Here is a 15859-nt window from a genome sequence, read left to right on the forward strand (position 1 = left end):
ACGAAAGAACGAACGAGGCAGAGAGAACACTCTCTGCCTCGTTCGCGTTGTGGGCAAAGTACACTGGACAAGATGTCTGAAATCGTTGCAAACGCGCTTTCCACCTCGTCTTCTTCGTATCTGCGCTCGGCTATGCACCAACCGGTGCAATGGGTTCCGTGGGGGCCTGAGGCCTTTGAGCGTGCGCTGGCCGAGGATAAGCCTGTGCTGCTGGATGTGGGGGCGGTGTGGTGCCACTGGTGCCATGTGATGGACCGCGAGTCGTATGAAGACGCGGAGACTGCGGCGCTGATCAATGAACACTTCATCGCGGTGAAGGTGGATCGTGATGAGCGGCCGGACGTGGACACGCGTTATCAGGCTGCGGTGGCTGCGATCAGTGGGCAGGGTGGCTGGCCTTTGACGGCATTTCTTACACCGGATGGGCGGCCTTATTTTGGTGGCACGTATTTCCCACCGGAAGAGCGGTATGGTCGTCCTTCGTTTCGGCGTGTGCTGATGACGATGGCCGCTTCCTATCAGAATCAGCGCGAAGATGTTTTTGAGTCTGCATCGAGCGTGATGGAGGCGATTGAGCAGGGCGAAACGTTCTCTGGTGCGATGAGTGATCTGGAGCGCGATGGTGCGGGCATTGCGTTGCTGCATCGCATGGTGGACTCGGCTCTGAAGCAGTTTGATCCGGTGCATGGTGGCTTTGGATCGGAGCCAAAGTTTCTTCATCCTGGTGCGATTACGATGCTGACGGATATCGCGTCGCGTGGTGAAGCGAATGCGGTGTTGAGTGCGGAAGCCGTGTTGACGACGCTGAAGAAGATGGCGCGAGGCGGTATCTACGACCAGCTTGGAGGCGGGTTCCATCGCTACTCGGTGGATGAGCGATGGATTGTGCCGCACTTCGAGAAGATGAGCTATGACAACTCCGAAATGCTTAGGAGTTACTGTCATGCGTTCCAGACGTTTGCCGATGCGGAATGCGCAGCGGCGGCGCGTGGCATTGTGCAGTGGATGGACGAGTGGTTGTGCGATCGCGAACGTGGCGGGTTTTATGCTTCGCAGGATGCCGATCAATCGTTGAACGACGATGGCAACTACTTTACGTGGTCGCGTGCAGAGACTGCGGAGGTTCTCACGCCAGAAGAGTTGAAGTTTGCTGAGGTGTATTACGACATTGGCGCTGTGGGCGATATGCACCACGATACTTCGCGCAATGTGCTGTTCCGCCCGATGACGCTGGAGAAGGCTGCGGAACATGCCTGGGTGGATGCAGCGCTGGCTCCGATGCTTTTGAAGATGGTGCGTGCGAAGTTGTATCAGGCTCGCCTGAAGCGCCCCATGCCGTTGATTGATCGCACGCTGTACACGGGCTGGAATGCGATGTGTATCTCTGCTTTTGTGACTGCGGGGCGCGTGTTGCAGATGCCGAAGGCGATTGCGTTTGCGAAGAAGTCGCTGGATCGTGTGCTTGGTGCTGCGCTGCAGGATGGCGCGGTTGCGCATGTGGTGGCTTATGTCGATTCATCGCGGAGTGCGAAGCAGGTGCAGGGCGTTCTGGATGATTATGTTTTCCTTGCTCATGCCTGCCTGGATGTGTGGGAGACGTGTGGTGAGCAGGCGTATTACGTTGCCGCGGAACAGATTGCGGAGACACTGTTGCGACGATTCTATGACGGTCGTGGTGGCGGGTTCTATGACACGCCTTCCGATGCGGCGGAGTTGATTGGCGCTTTGATTACGCGGCGCAAGCCGATTCAGGACGCGCCTACGCCTGCGGGTAATCCTGCGGCGGCGATGTTGCTGTTGCGGCTGCATGAGTTGAACGGCAAGCAGATGTATCGCGATAACGCGCAGGAGACGCTGGAGACTTTCGCGGGTATCGTGGAGCACTTTGGTTTGTATGCGGCGACGTTTGCACTGGCGCTGGGACGGCTGTCGCGGCCGCCGGTGCAGGTGGTGATTGTTGGCGATGGTGAAGAAGCGGCGCGGTTGGAGTTGATTGCGCAGACACCGTTTGCCGTGAATCGTACGGTGATCCGTGTGAAGCCGGAGCAGATGGAGGCGTTGCCGCCTGCGTTGATGGAGACGGTGGCGAAGATGCCTCGTCAGGATGGTGTGTATGCGCTGGTGTGCAGTGGCACGACATGTCATCCGCCGATACGGGACGTGGAGCAGTTAATTACTGCACTGCAGGCTTAGTGGTCGTTCGGATTGAGGTTTCCCGTAGCGTTGGAGAGAGTTGAGAGGAATGCAGGTCCTTCGGCTTCACTTCGTTTCGCTCAGGATGACGGTCTTCGACCGTTGGAGCTTCGCTTTGGTGGGGATTCGGTCGTAAAAACTTCGCTTGGGTGGGGATGACGGTCTTCGACTGTACGAGCTTCGCTTGACGGTCTTCGACCGCAGGCTTCGCTTCGGTTGGGATTGCGGTCTTGGACCGTTTGAGTTTCGCTTCGATCGGGATGATGGTTTCGATCGTGAGAGCTTCGCTGAGATGTAACGAGAACACCTCTGTGAGGTGATGTTTCTGTTGCAAAGTAAGAAGCCGGATCAGTTGATCCGGCTTCTTACGTTTGCGATGTGTCGTTGTTACTGCCAGCCGCCACCGAGTGCCTGGTAGAGCTGCACCAGCGAAACCGCCTCGCTCTGTTGCGCGTTGATGAGGTTCAACTGCGCGGAGAAGAGGGTGGAGTCGTTGGTGAGGACTTCCAGATAGGTTGCGGCGCCTGCCTGGTAGCGAACACGTGCGAGACGCGTTGCATCCTGCGCGGCTGCGACGAGCTTCTGCTGCTCTTCGCGTGTGGCGCGTTGTTTGTTTACGGCGATCAAGGCGTTCGACACATCGCGGAAGGCTGTGAGGATGGATTTCTGATAGCTCAGAATCATCTCTTCCTTCTGCTGCTTCGAAAGCTCGTACTGGCCGCGGATTTTGCCGCCTGCGAAGATCGGCTGTGCGAGCGAACCGATGCCGTAGATGGTGCGGCCAGACGGATCAAAGAGGTTGGAGAAGCTGTCTCCACCGAGACCCGCGGAGAAGCTAATCGAGAGCTGCGGGAAGAACTGTGCCTTGGCCACACCAACGTTTGCGTTGGCTGCCTTCAGCTGTGCTTCCGCCTGCTGGATGTCCGGGCGACGTTCCAGTAGCTGCGATGGAACACCTACAGGTAGATCCTGCGGCACAGGCGCGAGTGCCGATGCGTCTGTGTGCGTGACCGGGCCGGGAGTCTGGCCCAGCAGAAGACGCATTGCGTTCTCCTGCTGTTCACGCTGCTGTTCCAGTGCAGGGATTGCGGATGTAGCCGTATAGAGGAGCTGCTCAGCCTGACGGAGATCCGAAAGCGGCGCGCGGCCACCGTCGGTCAACGTGCGCGTGAGACGAACTGAATCCTGCCGCGCCTTCAGTGTGTTCTGCGCAACGGCGATCTGTTCGTCGAGCGAACGCAGCGTGAAGTACGTGGTGGCTACCTGGCTGACGAGGGACATGCGCACTGCCGCGCGCGCCCAGTCCTGCGCGATGAGTTGATCGCGTGAAGCTTCTGTCTGCTTGCGGTAGAGGCCCCAGAAATCAGGGATCCATGCAGCAGAAAGATTGAGGCTGCCTGCAGTGAGCGGAGAGCCAATCTGACTGCTGAGCGAATCCGGCAGTTCCGCACCAAGGCCGGAGCCACCACCGTTGAGGGTGGGGAACTGGCCTGCGCGCGTGATCTTCACCTGCGACTGCGCTTCGAGCACTTTCTGCGCTGCGATCCGGAGATCGTAGTTGGCTGCGAGAGCCTGCTGGATGTACTGCTGCAGTTCAGGCTCGCGGAAGATCTCGCTCCATTTGCGATCACCGATGGACTGGGTGGGATCGCTGGAGACGACGGCTTCGTCTGCGCCGCGGAATGCCGGTGGTGCCGGCACCTGCGGACGCGTGTATTTGGGACCGACGTTGCAACCAGTGGTGGCAATCAACGCAAGCGCAATGAGAGATGTGATTGCTGGGTGTCGCATTAGTGGTGACCTCCATCTGCGGCAGCCGCGGCTACGGGATCAAAATCCGGCTTGGAATCCATCGTTGTCCCCTTACCGCCCTTACCGAAGCGATGCGAGATGTACTCCACGACGGAGAAGGTGACGGGCACCATGAGGATACCGATGATGGACGACAGCAACATGCCACCGATCACCACGGTTCCAAGGATGCGTCGTGATACTGCGCCCGACCCCGTTGCAGTCCACAAGGGAAGGCAACCGAAGACGAAGGCGAAGCTGGTCATCAGAATGGGACGGAAACGAAGTCTTGCGGCTTCCAGTGCGGAGTCTGCGATGGACTTGCCTTCCTTGTAGCTGAGGACGGCGAACTCCACGATCAGGATGGCGTTCTTTGCCGAGAGACCGATCAACATGATGAGACCGATGGTGGCAAAGATGTCGTTTTCCATGGAGCGCACGCTGAGCGCAAGATACGCACCCAGAATAGCGACCGGTGTGGAGAGCAGAACGCTGAAGGGAAGGCTCCAGCTTTCATACAGCGCCGCGAGAATCAGGAAGACGAAGAGCAGCGACAGACCGAAGACGACCCATGCTGGCACGCCTTGCGCTGCCTTCTGTTCCTGGTAGCTCATGCCGGTGTAGTCATAACCCATGCCGGTTGGCATCGATTGCTGGAAGGTCTCTTCCAACGCTTTTCGCACCTGTCCCGAGCTATAGCCTGGAGCGCCGGTGACGTTCAACTGCGCGCCGGGGTGCTCGTTGAAGCGGAGAACGAACTCCGGTCCGTTGATCTGCTTAACGTGAACCAGCGATGCGAGTGGCACCTGGCTTCCGTTTGCACTACGCACGTAGAACTGATTGATATTGTCAATCTTCGTACGCGATGCGCCTTCGGCTTCCACGTAAGTCTGCCACTGACGACCAAAGCGGTTGAAGTAGTTGACCAGGTAGCCGCCCATGAAGGTGGACATGGTGTTGTAGACACTGTTCAGGTCCACTTGCTGCTGGATTACCTTTTCGCGATCGACTTCGGCGTAGAGCTGCGGTACGGCAGGCAGGTACGACGGAATGGCTGCTGCAATCTCAGGACGCTTCTTGAGTGCGCCAAGATAGGCGTAAAGGTTCTGAGTAAGGAAATTGGGATCGTCCTTACCCGATTGATCCTCCACTACCATGGTGACACCACCCGAGGTTCCGATACCGGGAATAGCTGGTGGCGGGAAGCTGAATGCCAATCCGGCGGGATTGCCCATCAGCTTCTGTCCGACGGAAGCCTGAATCGCCTCGATCTGCTCTTCCTTGGTCTTTCGATCGTCCCACGGTTTGAGAGAGACGAAGAAGAAGGCGCTGTTGGTGCTCTGTACCTGCGTCAGCAGGCTAAAGCCGTTGACGGCGACCACACCACCAACACCAGGCGTTTGAAGAAGAGCCTTTGTGACCTGCTGTGCAGCCTCATCCGTTTTCTGGAGACTGGTGGCATCCGGTAGCTGCAGTGCAGCGAAGAGATACCCTTGATCTTCCTGAGGGATGAATCCGGTAGGCAGGCGCGAACCCATAAAGACAGCGACCACGGCGATGAGGGCGAGCGCAACCATCGTGGCACCAGACTTGTGGATGAGAACGCGCGATGTTCCCACGTAGGCTTCCGTGGTGCGGCCAAAGATGCGGTTGAACCAATCAAAGAAGCGTCCAAGGAGGCCTGGCTTCTTGTTGTGGTCCTTGGGCTTCAGCAGCAGAGCGGCGAGAGCGGGCGAGAGCGTAAGAGCGTTGAATGCCGAGATGAGCACCGAGATGGCGATGGTCACGGCAAACTGTTGATACAGACGACCGGTGATGCCTGGGATGGCCGCGGTTGGAATAAACACCGCTGCAAGGATGAGGGCAATGGCGACGACGGGGCCCCCTACCTCTTCCATAGCCTTGATGGTTGCATCCGTAGGCGACAAGCCCTGCTCAATATGATGTTCGACGGCTTCGACCACGATGATGGCGTCGTCGACGACGAGACCGATGGCGAGTACGAGGCCGAAGAGCGACAGCGTATTGATACTGAAGCCGAGCAGGGGGAAGAGCACGAACGTACCGATGAGTGAGACCGGGACGGCGAGCAATGGAATCAGCGTGGCGCGCCAGCCCTGCAGGAAGACGAATACCACCAGGATCACGAGTACAAGAGCGATACCAAGCGTAAGAGCGATTTCGTGAATACCTGCGCTGACGGCCTTGGTGGTATCCAGCGGCACGTCGTACTTAATGCCTGGAGGGAAGGTCTTCTGCAGTTCGTCCAGGCGCTTGCGCACCTGCTCTGCCACCTGTACCGCGTTTGAACCGGGCAACTGGTAAATACCCATCATGCCGGCGGGTGCGCCGTTGTAACGTGCGGAAAGACTATAGAGCTGCTGTCCGAGTTCAACGCGCGCAACGTCTCGCAGGTGTAGCACCGATCCGTCAGGATTGGCACGCACTACGATATTTTCGAATTCCTTTTCATCCACCAAACGGCCCTGGGTCCGTACGGTGTAGGTGAACTGCTGTCCGTTAGGAACAGGTTCTCCACCAATCTGTCCCGCAGGGTTCACGGTGTTCTGAGTTCCCAGGGCAGTGATGACATCGGTCGCGGTGACGCCAAGGTTTGCAAGTTTGTTGGGATCAACCCAGATACGCATGGCGTACTGGCCGCCAAATACCTGCACGCGGCTTACGCCGGGTACACGCGCAATTTCGTCCTGCACGTTGATGATGGCGTAGTTGGTGAGGAACTCCTGATCGTACTTCTTGTCGTTTGAGTTAATGCCGACGAGCATCAGGGGCGAGGTGAGCGCCTTCTGCACGGTGAGACCTGCTGTTGTCACCTGAGCGGGAAGCTGTGCCTGTGCCTGCGAGACACGAAGCTGCGACAGAATCTGGTCTGTGTCGGCATTCGTCTTGACATCAAAGTCAACAAAGACCTGTGTCTGTCCGTTGTTGGCGTTGACCGAATACATGTACAGCATGTTGTCCACGCCGTTCATCTGCTGCTCGATCGGTGTGGCAACGGCTTGCGACAAGGTTTTCGCATCGGCGCCTGGATAGGTGGCCTGCACCAGAATTTCAGGCGGAACGATGTCGGGATATTGCGACGTGGGCAACGTCAGCATGGAAACCACACCGACGATGACCGTAATAATGGCAATCACAATGGCGACAATGGGTCGCCGGATGAAAAATTTTGACACGAACTTACCTCGCTTCCGCGGGTGTTGCGCTCGCAGGAGCCGGAGCATGTGGAGCGACGGGCGCACCCTCTCTCAGCTTCTGCAGATTGTCCACAATGACGCGGCTTCCCGGCGCCAGACCGGAGTTCACGATCCAGTTGTTTCCGGACTCGGAACCAAGCTGCACCGTTACGGCGTGCGCCTTGTTGCCTGCATCCACGATGTACACCTGCTTCATACCCTGCACATCGGTCACCGCTGCCTGAGGCACGGTGATGGTGTTGCGGCGAAGCTGTGTGGTGGCGGAGACACGGCCAAACTGGCCCGGGCGCAGGACATTATTGGGATTCGGGAAGACGGCAGCGATACGGATGGCGCCGGTCTGCTGATTCATCTGACGATCGACGAAAGCGATCTTACCTTTGTGCGGATACGCATCACCGTTGGAGAGCGTGAGTGTCAGCGGAACATTGGCTGCGTTCTTCAGCAGATCGGAATCGTTGGAACCGGTGCGGCTGATGAGTGCAAGGTATTCGCTATCGCTGAGTGAGAAGTACACCTTGATGGGATCAAGCTGCGAAACGGAAGTGAGCGCGGTCTGCGGTGATACAAGGTTGCCGATCTGCGTGACGGCCTGACCTGCAACACCGGAGATGAGCGAACGCACCTTTGTGAAGCCGAGGTTAATTGTTGCTGTCTCTTCTGCAGCGCGTGCTGTTGCGATCTGTGCCTTTGCCTGGGCCACATTGGCTTCGCTTTGCGCCTTGGTCTGGACTTCCTGATCCAACTGGCTCTGGGCGATTGCCTTTTGTTCTGCGAGCGGGGTATCGCGGGTGACGTTGATCTCTGCCAGCTTCAGTGCGGCCTGGGCCTGACCCAGTGCAGCTTCTGCGGATGCAACCTGGCCCTTGGCCTGATCGAGCGATGCCTGGAAGGGGCGAGGATCGATCTCAAACAAGACCTGTCCCTTGCTGACAACAGAGCCTTCACGGTAGTCCTGGCGGATGAGGTAACCCGTTACCTGCGGCTGGATCTGCGCGTTGACGAAGCCATCCAGTGTGCCCACCCACTGGTCGTTCAGGGCGACATCGGACGGCTGCACCGTGACCACGGAAACAGGCAGTGCGCCCATTTGCTGCTGTGGGGCGGGCTTGCTTTCGCAGCCTGTTGCCAGCAGCACGATACCTGCTCCGGCAAGAAGAAAAGCCGCACGGGTAGCGCTGTGTGCGAGGGGAGTGCGTTGGTTCACGCGGCGGATGGCCGGCATGGTCATGAATGCTCCTTGGCGAAAGATCCTGCGCAGGGACGTTATCTCACAGAAAACATACGCGCATGTATCTTTACCGATAGATGTCGCGTCCAATGGCAGGGATTCAATAAGTTGCCTGTGAGAAAAGTCATTTCCGAACATCGTACGCAGGAACGAGCCATCCAGACACGAAAAGATCTGATGGCTGCGGCACGGCGCGTCTTTGCGCGCGATGGGTTTGAAGTCGCTCGTTTGCAGGATATCGCGGAGGAAGCAGGCAAGACCCGCGGTGCCTTGTACTCGCACTTTGCGAACAAGGAAGACCTCTTCTTTGCGTTGATTGAAGAGCACATTGCAGCCGACGGGGAATTTTATCGAACACGGCTTACGCCGGAATCATCGCGCGAAGAGAAGGTGGCTGCGCTTGTGGATCACATGGAAGCCATGTTGTGTGATCGCAAACGCGTGATGCTTTACCTGGAATTCAAAATGTATGCGATCCGGCATCCGCATGAGCAGGAGCGTCTGGCGGAGCTGCATTCTGCTTTGTGTATGAAGGGGATGGACGCAAAACTGCACCTGGTGCCTGAACTGTTTGAGCCGAATTCAGAGAAGCGTCGCGCGATTATTGCAGCATTTGGAGCTGTGCTGGATGGTCTGGCGCTGAATTTGTATTTCGATCCCGGAGCTCTGTCGCGGGAGGAAGTACGCTCCCGCATTGAACAGATGGTGCGTGAACGCGTGGCCTAATGCGCCTTGTATGCCTTGATGCCGATGGCTACAGGATGTGGTCCCGCAGGCAACATGGTGAACAATTCAGGACCACGTGAGGCGCGTGTGCGAATGACGGCTACGTCTGCGCCGCGTGAGTCGGCTACCAGCAACACAGGCTGTCCTGGGGACATGGCCATGGCATCGGGGCCGGGGCCGGTATGGATGCTGTTGGACATGCGGCCATCGTCAATGGAATAGAGATTGACGGAGTCTGATCCGTTAGCCGCGACCCATAGCGACGTGTTGTCTGCACCGACCATGCCTTGCGTGGGCTGTGTACCGATGAGATAGGTGCCGCCCACTTCGTTGGTGTAGGTTGAGATTTCGCTGATGCTGTCCGAGCCGTAGTTGCTGACGAAGATCTCACCGCTATCAGGCTTCAACGCGATGTGGCCGGGCTGTTTGCCGACACGCAAACGTGCGAGCAGATGATCCTGCATGGATGCGGGGTCTTGCTTGGCTTCCCATGAACCAGGTGCTGAAGAGAGACTGACCGCCATGACTTCGTTATTGCCCGGGCAGGAGATGAATGCCTTGGAGGAGTCACCGAGGATGGCGATGTCGGCTGCGCCGGAGCACTTGTCGTAAGTGGAACGAAGCTGCAATGGATTGTCTTCGCCAATGGCATACACAGATACGGAACCCGCTCCACGATTGGCTACAACCAGCGAACGATTATCGGGAGACACGCGCACGGTGGCGGGCTGGATGCCTGCGGCGGCGGTTGCAATGCTGCGATGCGTTGCGAGATCGATGACGCTGACGGAGTTGGAGTCTGCGTTGGTGACATAGGCACGCTTGCCGGTGGAATCAACGTCAATGCCGGTAGGGCCTCGCTGCACTCCAATGGTGGCGGCGATGGAGTTGTTGTCGGCGTTGATGGCGGTGACGGTGCTGCTGCCAGAGTTGGTTACGTAGACTTCATTGCGCGTGGGGTTCACAGCAATCGCGCTGGGTTGCGCGCCTACCTGCAATGTGCGGTCCGCCCGGAAGTTCACCAGGTCGAGAACGGTGACGGTGCCCACAGCGTTGTTGGCCACATACGCGTACTCGCGGTAGTTGGCTGCGAGCTGCGGGAAACGCATGCGACGGCATCCGCCTGCAAGCAGCAGCAGCGGCAGGGAAGCAAGAGCGATGGAGCGGCTTACGTTCACGTTACGATTGCTTCCGGTTCACGGCAGACCAGCGTGCTGCAAGCCAGATGACCAGTGCAATATTCGCGACGGCGACGAGGATATACGCGGCCCAGAGGAAGTGCATGCTGTTGACGGTGGGTTCCATGCTTATGCCTCCAGTGCTTCCATAGCTTCGCGTTCAGCGATCTGCTGTTCGCGGCGAACGATGGCGTAACGCGCCCAGATGAGTGTGCAACCCCAGAAGAACCACGCGGCCATATTCCAAAGGAAAGCGGGCCACATACTGGGGTCGAGCGAACCCTCGCCTGTGAGCACGGGAGCGGGGTGCTGAGTGCGCCACCAGCGGATGCTCATGAAGACGATGGGGACGTCAATGCCAGCAAATACGCTGAGGACGGCGGCGATGACAGGGCCTTGGCCGCCGGAGGAGAAGCTGCGCACTAACAGGTAGCTGACGTAGAGCAGAAACAGCATGAGTGCGCTGGTGAGGCGAGCATCCCATGCCCACCAGATGCCCCACACGGGGCGTCCCCACAAGATGCCTGTTGCAAGCCCGAGGCCAACGTAGAGAACAGTAATTTCCGCAGTCGCGATTGCGAGCGCGTCCAGCTTCAGAGCGAGCGAATGGTTCTTACGACGCGCCCACAGGTAGCCGATCGACGCGATCATATTCACGTACGGGAAAATCTCGGCGGAGATATTGATCGGGACGTGCCAGTAAAAAATACGGTAGATGGACCCCATGGTGGCTTCCACAGGGGCAACGAATACCGCTTCGTAAAAACCCCACGCCAGCAGGGCCACGCTCAGGCCGCACAACATCCAGAAAAGACGCTTCATGATCGTCTTACAGTCTATCGTCTTCGCAGATTTCCGGGGCGTTATTCGGCGTGGAGGACGGTTTCGAAGAGCAGGATGCAGGCGGTGGTGAAGATGACGTCGAATCCGAAGATGAGTCGCACCCACATGCCGGGTTCAAAATCGCCGGTAATGACGGCGGTGGTGGCCTGGGTGACACCGAGCAGAGCCGGGATGGAGATGGGGAAGAGGATGGCCGGCAGCATCAGCGCGCGGTTGCGACTGCGCAGACCAAGAGCGGCAAAAAACGTGCCGTTCGCCACGATGGCCCATGTTCCGAGCGGAAGGATCAGCCAGAGCCACTTCAGTTCGCCTAGTGGATGCAGGTTGTAAAAGATGATGAAGACCGGTGCAAGGACGGCCTCAATGAATGCCACGAAGAGAAAGTTCGCCACGGCTTTGCCAAGGAAGAGTGCGGACGGCGGTGCGGCGCTCATGCGATGCGCGTCCATCACCTGATTGCGGCGTTCACGTTCCCAGGAGATGTTGAGTGATGTTGTTGCGGCGAAGAGCAGGCCCACCCAGAGCAGGCCACCGCTCATCTGACGTGCCATTGCGGGATAGCCCGTAGGATCGAATGCCATGGCAAAGGCGACCGCGATGAGCAGCGTAAAGAAAAGCATGCCTGCGACAGCTTCGCGGCTGCGCCATTCGAGTTGGAGGTCTTTGCGGAGATGAAGCCAGACGATGCGGAGATAGATCATTCGACGGTGACTCCGTCTTTGGTCAGATCGGCGACTTCGGCTTCGGCTGCGTGAATGTAGTCAGCGGGAGCGAGAAGAAGTTGCAGGCCGCGTGTGCCTGCGGAGACGCTGATGGTGTCGAAGAGTTCCAGCGTCTCATCGACGAATGCTCGGTAAGCCTTCTTTGCGCCCATAACGGTAACTCCACCGCGGATGTAGCCGGTGAGCGGTTCGACGTCTTTCAATGACGCGAGTTCGGCCTTTTTTGCTTCTGCGGCTACAGCGAGTTTCTTCAGGTCGAGTTCGCTGTTGCCGGGAACGACACCGAAGACATATTCGCCGTCGTTGAGGCGGCAGAGAAGCGTCTTGAAGACCTGTTCGACGGGCATGTTGATCTTGCGTGCGACAGTGCCAGCGGTGAGGTCTTCAGGATTTACTTCGTACTCGCGGGTTTCGTACTTGATGTTGAGTTTGTCCAGCAGGCGCGCGGCGTTCGTCTTCATGCAGCAGCCTCAGCGTCTGGCGTGACGATGCTGCCGTGGCGCATGTGAATGACGGAGTCGGCGGCGTGTTGGACGAGCTCGAACTGATGGGTCGTGACGATGACTGTGCGCTTGCGACCGCCGGTCAGCGGCCATGTGCGGAAGTCGAGCAGAAGAGTGACGAGTTCCTTTGCGCCTGTGACGTCCATGTTGCTGAAGGGCTCGTCGAGTAGCAGAAGCTCGGGATCGCTGACCAACGCGCGCGCCATGGAGACGCGTTGCCGCATACCTTGCGAGAACTGCGATACGGGGCGCGTCAAGAACGGATCGATGCCGACGGCGCGCAACGCCATCTCTGGCGAACCGACGCAATCACAGGTGGCGCCAGGGTTCTGCAGGCGCAGAAAGTAACGCAGATTCTCCATCGCCGTGAGCTCTTCGTAGAGCATGGGCGCGTGGCTCATGTAGGCCATGCGGTGACGCTCGTTGAAGGGGGTGCCGCCGAGGGTTGTCACGGTTCCTGATGTCGGGGTGATGAGCCCTGCGAGTGTGCGGAGGAGCGTGGATTTGCCTGCGCCATTAGGGCCTAGCAGAACGTGAAATCCGCCCGATTCAAAGGTGCAGGAGACGCGCTTGAGCGCGGCGAAGCTGCCGTAAAGCCGGGAGAGGTTTGTGACCTCTGCTGCCAAATTGGGATTGGACTGCATCGTTCTTGAGTATAAGCGGCGAATTTTGTTGGCGTTTTACTCGGGGCTGGTTAGAGTGGCGTGATGAACGAGTCGACGGCCATGCCTGCGTATCGCCTGCGCCCTACTTTGCAACCACCGCGTCTGCACTGGACCGTCTTGCTCTTGCTTTTGGTCTTCACAAATCTCCTTTTTGGGGAGATCTGGCTTATCGTTCAGGCGCATTGGATAAAGAAAGCAACTGGTCGCGGACGGGCACTTAAGTGGAGCATTGTGAATCTATGCATGCTGCCGGTGCTCTTTGTGCTGTTCGGAGCCATTCCGGAATTGGCCATCGGCTACCTTGGTATGCCGCGCCGCTACACAGAGACAGTTACCGGCAAGGTCAGCTATTTCAGCTTGCTGTCGAGCACACACCTGAACCTGCTTGATTCACTGCCGAAGGTGGGTTGCTTGATTGCGGTCATGATAGCAATCGCCACAGCCTTTGTTATGCGCGCTGAACTTCGATCCGATCCAATCGACCTGAACACTCACGGCGTGATGACGTTCTTCTTTGGGCCTGTCTATTTCCAGTATTTGCTGGAAGACCGGATAGCGGTCGAGACTTCGCACACGATAGAACCACGCACCTGAACCGTAGCTATTTCCTTGGGAGCACTAGCGTAGCGGATGAGGCTGCCTTTGGCATAACTGCGGGCGGTGCGCCCGGCTTGGCTCCATTAGGGGCGGGGGCGTACTTGCTGGCGCACTTGGCCTGAAGTTCGGTGGCCTGGAAGACGCCGTCGCGGCCAAGGTGGCCCATGGCGAGGGCCTGGGCGTCGTCCTTGAAGGTGTCTGGCGGGGGTTCCGTGCCCTGGTAGTTCACCGGGAGTTCCTTGCCCTGTTCCAGCAGGACGAACTGGGCGTGCGTGCCTGCGCGCTGGATGGAGCCAGGCTTCACGTTGCCGGCTACACGCAGGTTGCGCTTGTAGGCCTTCTGGCCCATGGTCTGGAGTTCGCCGATGGTGCAGTAGTAGCTGGTGGCCTTGCTGTCACGTGCGCCTGCAATGGCGAGGAACAGGACAGCACCGACGATGACGACGGTGGCGACGATGACCTTGACGGAGGAGCGACCGGACTGGGACATAAGCTACCCCTGATTCTACTCCTGCACCTGCGGCGATGCTACGGTTACCGGACTGATGGAGGCGCTGTCTGGCCTGCATTGACGATATACTTCGCCTTACAGCTATGCCGAAGAATGGCATCTGGGCAGGAGACACGAATCCATGAGCACATCGACGAACGGGCACAAGCATAACGGGAACGACTACACCGTTCCAAAGCCGCGCGAGCAATGGATTGTGAACCGCAAGGCTGAAGCCGCCAAGACCGGCGACTGGAACATGAGCCAGATGCACTTTGCACGCAAGGGCCTGATCACGGAAGAGATGGCCTACGTTGCGCATAAGGAGAAGCTGGAAGCCGAGTTTATCCGCGCGGAGATCGCCAAGGGAACGATGATTATCCCGGCGAACATCAACCATCCTGAGCTGGAACCGATGTGCATCGGCGTAGGTTCGCTGTGCAAGATCAATGCCAACATTGGCAACAGCGCCATCACCAGCAATGTGGATGAGGAACTGCGCAAGCTGCACACCGCTGTCCACTATGGTGCGGATACTGTGATGGACCTGTCGACCGGTGGCGACATCCCGATGATCCGCGAGGCGATTCTGCGGCATTCGCCGGTGCCGATTGGTACCGTGCCGCTGTATGAGGCGCTTTCGCGTGTGAAGCGTGTTGAGGATCTCAACATCGACATCTACATGGACGTGCTGGAAGAGCAGGCGCAGCAGGGTGTGGACTACTTTACGATCCATGCTGGCGTGCTGATCCAGTATGTGCCCATGGTGGCGAAGCGCATCACAGGCATTGTGTCGCGCGGCGGCGCCATTATGGCGCAATGGATGACGAGCAATCACAAGCAGAACTTCCTGTACGAGAACATCGAACGCATCCATAAGCTGATGGCGAAGTACGACGTCAGCTACTCGTTTGGTGACGGACTGCGTCCCGGATGCGTTGCGGATGCGAGCGATGAGGCGCAGTTTGCCGAGTTGGCGACATTGGGCGAGTTGACCCGCAGTGCGTGGAAGCACGATGTGCAGGTGATGATCGAAGGTCCTGGCCATGTGCCGATGGACAAGATCAAGGAGCAGGTGGACAAGGAAGTGGAGCTTTGCGATGGCGCTCCGTTCTACGTGCTTGGGCCGCTGGTTACCGACATTGCTCCGGGTTATGACCACATCACCAGTGCGATTGGTGCGGCGATGATTGGCTGGCACGGCGCGGCGATGCTCTGCTACGTGACGCCGAAGGAACACCTCGGTCTGCCGAACGAGAAGGACGTGAAGGACGGCATCATTGCGTACAAGATTGCGGCGCATGCTGCGGACATTGCACGGCATCGTCCGGGTGCGCGTGATCGTGATGATGCGATCTCGCACGCTCGTTATACGTTCGACTGGGATGCGCAGTTTGATCTGTCGCTGGATCCCGAGACCGCTCGCGGTATGCATGATGAGACGCTGCCGGATGACTATTACAAGGAAGCGGCTTTCTGCAGCATGTGCGGACCGAAGTTCTGCTCGATGAACTGGTCCAGCAAGGTGGACAAGTACAACGAGGAAGTTCATGGATTGAAGAAGCCGGAACTGACCCAGATCATGACGGATCAGTTGGTTTCGCTTCGGGGGTAGATGCCACGGCAGGGGTACCCCCTCCCCCTGTTTTTCTAAAATCGTCTTTCTATTGGGTTTACGGTTTTAGTGGCTGTAAAATCGTCT

14 protein-coding genes are annotated in these 15859 nt (G+C 58.0%); 4 read left to right on the forward strand and 10 right to left on the reverse strand.

Translation table 11 applies throughout. The features are described 5' to 3' along the window. Positions 1-72 precede the first annotated feature (72 nt). Positions 73-2193, forward strand: a complete 2121-nt coding sequence (locus JAO32_RS10155) for a thioredoxin domain-containing protein (protein WP_334239906.1) — start codon at positions 73-75, stop codon at positions 2191-2193. 387 nt (positions 2194-2580) lie between these two features. On the opposite strand, the gene JAO32_RS10160 is transcribed toward JAO32_RS10155, so the two are convergent. From JAO32_RS10160 to JAO32_RS10170, 3 genes are read right to left on the reverse strand one after another with little or no spacing between them, the layout of a single operon-like run. Further along, positions 2581-3984 (reverse strand): efflux transporter outer membrane subunit, encoded by a 1404-nt coding sequence (locus tag JAO32_RS10160; RefSeq protein ID WP_334239907.1) that lies wholly within the window; start codon positions 3982-3984, stop codon positions 2581-2583. Continuing rightward, positions 3984-7181, reverse strand: a complete 3198-nt coding sequence (locus JAO32_RS10165) for an efflux RND transporter permease subunit (protein ID WP_334239910.1) — start codon at positions 7179-7181, stop codon at positions 3984-3986. Before JAO32_RS10165 ends, JAO32_RS10160 begins: the two co-directional genes overlap by 1 nt. A gap of 4 nt (positions 7182-7185) precedes the next feature. Then, positions 7186-8427 carry an efflux RND transporter periplasmic adaptor subunit gene (locus JAO32_RS10170; protein ID WP_334239913.1) on the reverse strand — a complete coding sequence of 414 codons (1242 nt, stop codon included), beginning with the start codon at positions 8425-8427 and terminating at the stop codon, positions 7186-7188. Positions 8428-8610: 183 nt separating this feature from the next. On the opposite strand from JAO32_RS10170, the gene JAO32_RS10175 reads away from it, so the two are divergent. Next, entirely contained in the window at positions 8611-9159 is a 549-nt protein-coding gene (locus JAO32_RS10175; protein ID WP_334239915.1) for a TetR/AcrR family transcriptional regulator, read from the forward strand. Here the strand turns inward: JAO32_RS10175 and JAO32_RS10180 are convergent. Genes JAO32_RS10180 through JAO32_RS10205 form a run of 6 tightly spaced genes read right to left on the reverse strand, consistent with a single transcriptional unit; the run spans position 9156 to position 13049 of the window. Continuing rightward, positions 9156-10337: a lactonase family protein gene (locus tag JAO32_RS10180; RefSeq protein ID WP_334239917.1), complete on the reverse strand. Its 1182-nt coding sequence runs from the start codon at positions 10335-10337 to the stop codon at positions 9156-9158. The two genes, JAO32_RS10175 and JAO32_RS10180, sit on opposite strands and share 4 nt — an antisense overlap. A 1-nt stretch (position 10338) precedes the next feature. Beyond that, the gene (locus JAO32_RS10185; protein WP_269456838.1) at positions 10339-10464 is read right to left on the reverse strand and encodes a hypothetical protein; all 126 of its coding nucleotides are present in this window, start codon (positions 10462-10464) and stop codon (positions 10339-10341) included. Between the two features lie 2 nt (positions 10465-10466). After that, positions 10467-11159 carry a cytochrome c biogenesis protein CcsA gene (gene ccsA / locus JAO32_RS10190; RefSeq protein WP_334239920.1) on the reverse strand — a complete coding sequence of 231 codons (693 nt, stop codon included), beginning with the start codon at positions 11157-11159 and terminating at the stop codon, positions 10467-10469. Between the two features lie 41 nt (positions 11160-11200). Then, entirely contained in the window at positions 11201-11881 is a 681-nt protein-coding gene (locus JAO32_RS10195) for a heme exporter protein CcmB (protein WP_334239922.1), read from the reverse strand. Then, positions 11878-12363 (reverse strand): Cys-tRNA(Pro) deacylase, encoded by a 486-nt coding sequence (gene ybaK / locus JAO32_RS10200; protein WP_334239924.1) that lies wholly within the window; start codon positions 12361-12363, stop codon positions 11878-11880. The genes JAO32_RS10195 and ybaK overlap by 4 nt, the downstream gene beginning before the upstream one ends. Next, positions 12360-13049: an ABC transporter ATP-binding protein gene (locus tag JAO32_RS10205; RefSeq protein ID WP_334239925.1), complete on the reverse strand. Its 690-nt coding sequence runs from the start codon at positions 13047-13049 to the stop codon at positions 12360-12362. The genes ybaK and JAO32_RS10205 overlap by 4 nt, the downstream gene beginning before the upstream one ends. 81 nt (positions 13050-13130) lie before the next feature. Here JAO32_RS10205 and JAO32_RS10210 point away from each other — a divergent pair, with 81 nt between their 5' ends. Further along, on the forward strand, positions 13131-13664 hold the full coding sequence (locus JAO32_RS10210) for a hypothetical protein (RefSeq protein ID WP_334239927.1): 534 nt from the start codon (positions 13131-13133) through the stop codon (positions 13662-13664). Between the two features lie 7 nt (positions 13665-13671). Here the strand turns inward: JAO32_RS10210 and JAO32_RS10215 are convergent, their stop codons facing one another. Beyond that, positions 13672-14157 (reverse strand): cytochrome c maturation protein CcmE, encoded by a 486-nt coding sequence (locus JAO32_RS10215; protein ID WP_334239929.1) that lies wholly within the window; start codon positions 14155-14157, stop codon positions 13672-13674. Positions 14158-14278: 121 nt separating this feature from the next. On the opposite strand from JAO32_RS10215, the gene thiC reads away from it, so the two are divergent. Next, complete coding sequence (gene thiC, locus JAO32_RS10220; protein WP_334239936.1) at positions 14279-15772, forward strand: phosphomethylpyrimidine synthase ThiC; 1494 nt, start codon at positions 14279-14281, stop codon at positions 15770-15772. Positions 15773-15859: the final 87 nt, after the last annotated feature.

The organism is Terriglobus sp. ADX1 (assembly GCF_036877645.1).
In the GTDB taxonomy this organism is placed as follows: Bacteria; Acidobacteriota; Terriglobia; order Terriglobales; family Acidobacteriaceae; genus Terriglobus.

Excerpts from the sequence above, each read along its gene's own strand:
- JAO32_RS10155 (WP_334239906.1), top strand. The coding sequence starts at position 73 with ATGTCTGAAATCGTTGCAAACGCGCTTTCCACCTCGTCTTCTTCGTAT.
- JAO32_RS10160 (WP_334239907.1), bottom strand. The coding sequence starts at position 3,984 with ATGCGACACCCAGCAATCACATCTCTCATTGCGCTTGCGTTGATTGCC.
- JAO32_RS10170 (WP_334239913.1), bottom strand. The coding sequence starts at position 8,427 with ATGCCGGCCATCCGCCGCGTGAACCAACGCACTCCCCTCGCACACAGC.
- JAO32_RS10175 (WP_334239915.1), top strand. The coding sequence starts at position 8,611 with ATGGCTGCGGCACGGCGCGTCTTTGCGCGCGATGGGTTTGAAGTCGCT.
- JAO32_RS10185 (WP_269456838.1), bottom strand. The coding sequence starts at position 10,464 with ATGGAACCCACCGTCAACAGCATGCACTTCCTCTGGGCCGCGTATATC.
- ccsA (WP_334239920.1), bottom strand. The coding sequence starts at position 11,159 with ATGAAGCGTCTTTTCTGGATGTTGTGCGGCCTGAGCGTGGCCCTGCTG.
- JAO32_RS10195 (WP_334239922.1), bottom strand. The coding sequence starts at position 11,881 with ATGATCTATCTCCGCATCGTCTGGCTTCATCTCCGCAAAGACCTCCAA.
- ybaK (WP_334239924.1), bottom strand. The coding sequence starts at position 12,363 with ATGAAGACGAACGCCGCGCGCCTGCTGGACAAACTCAACATCAAGTAC.
- JAO32_RS10205 (WP_334239925.1), bottom strand. The coding sequence starts at position 13,049 with ATGCAGTCCAATCCCAATTTGGCAGCAGAGGTCACAAACCTCTCCCGG.
- JAO32_RS10210 (WP_334239927.1), top strand. The coding sequence starts at position 13,131 with ATGCCTGCGTATCGCCTGCGCCCTACTTTGCAACCACCGCGTCTGCAC.
- JAO32_RS10215 (WP_334239929.1), bottom strand. The coding sequence starts at position 14,157 with ATGTCCCAGTCCGGTCGCTCCTCCGTCAAGGTCATCGTCGCCACCGTC.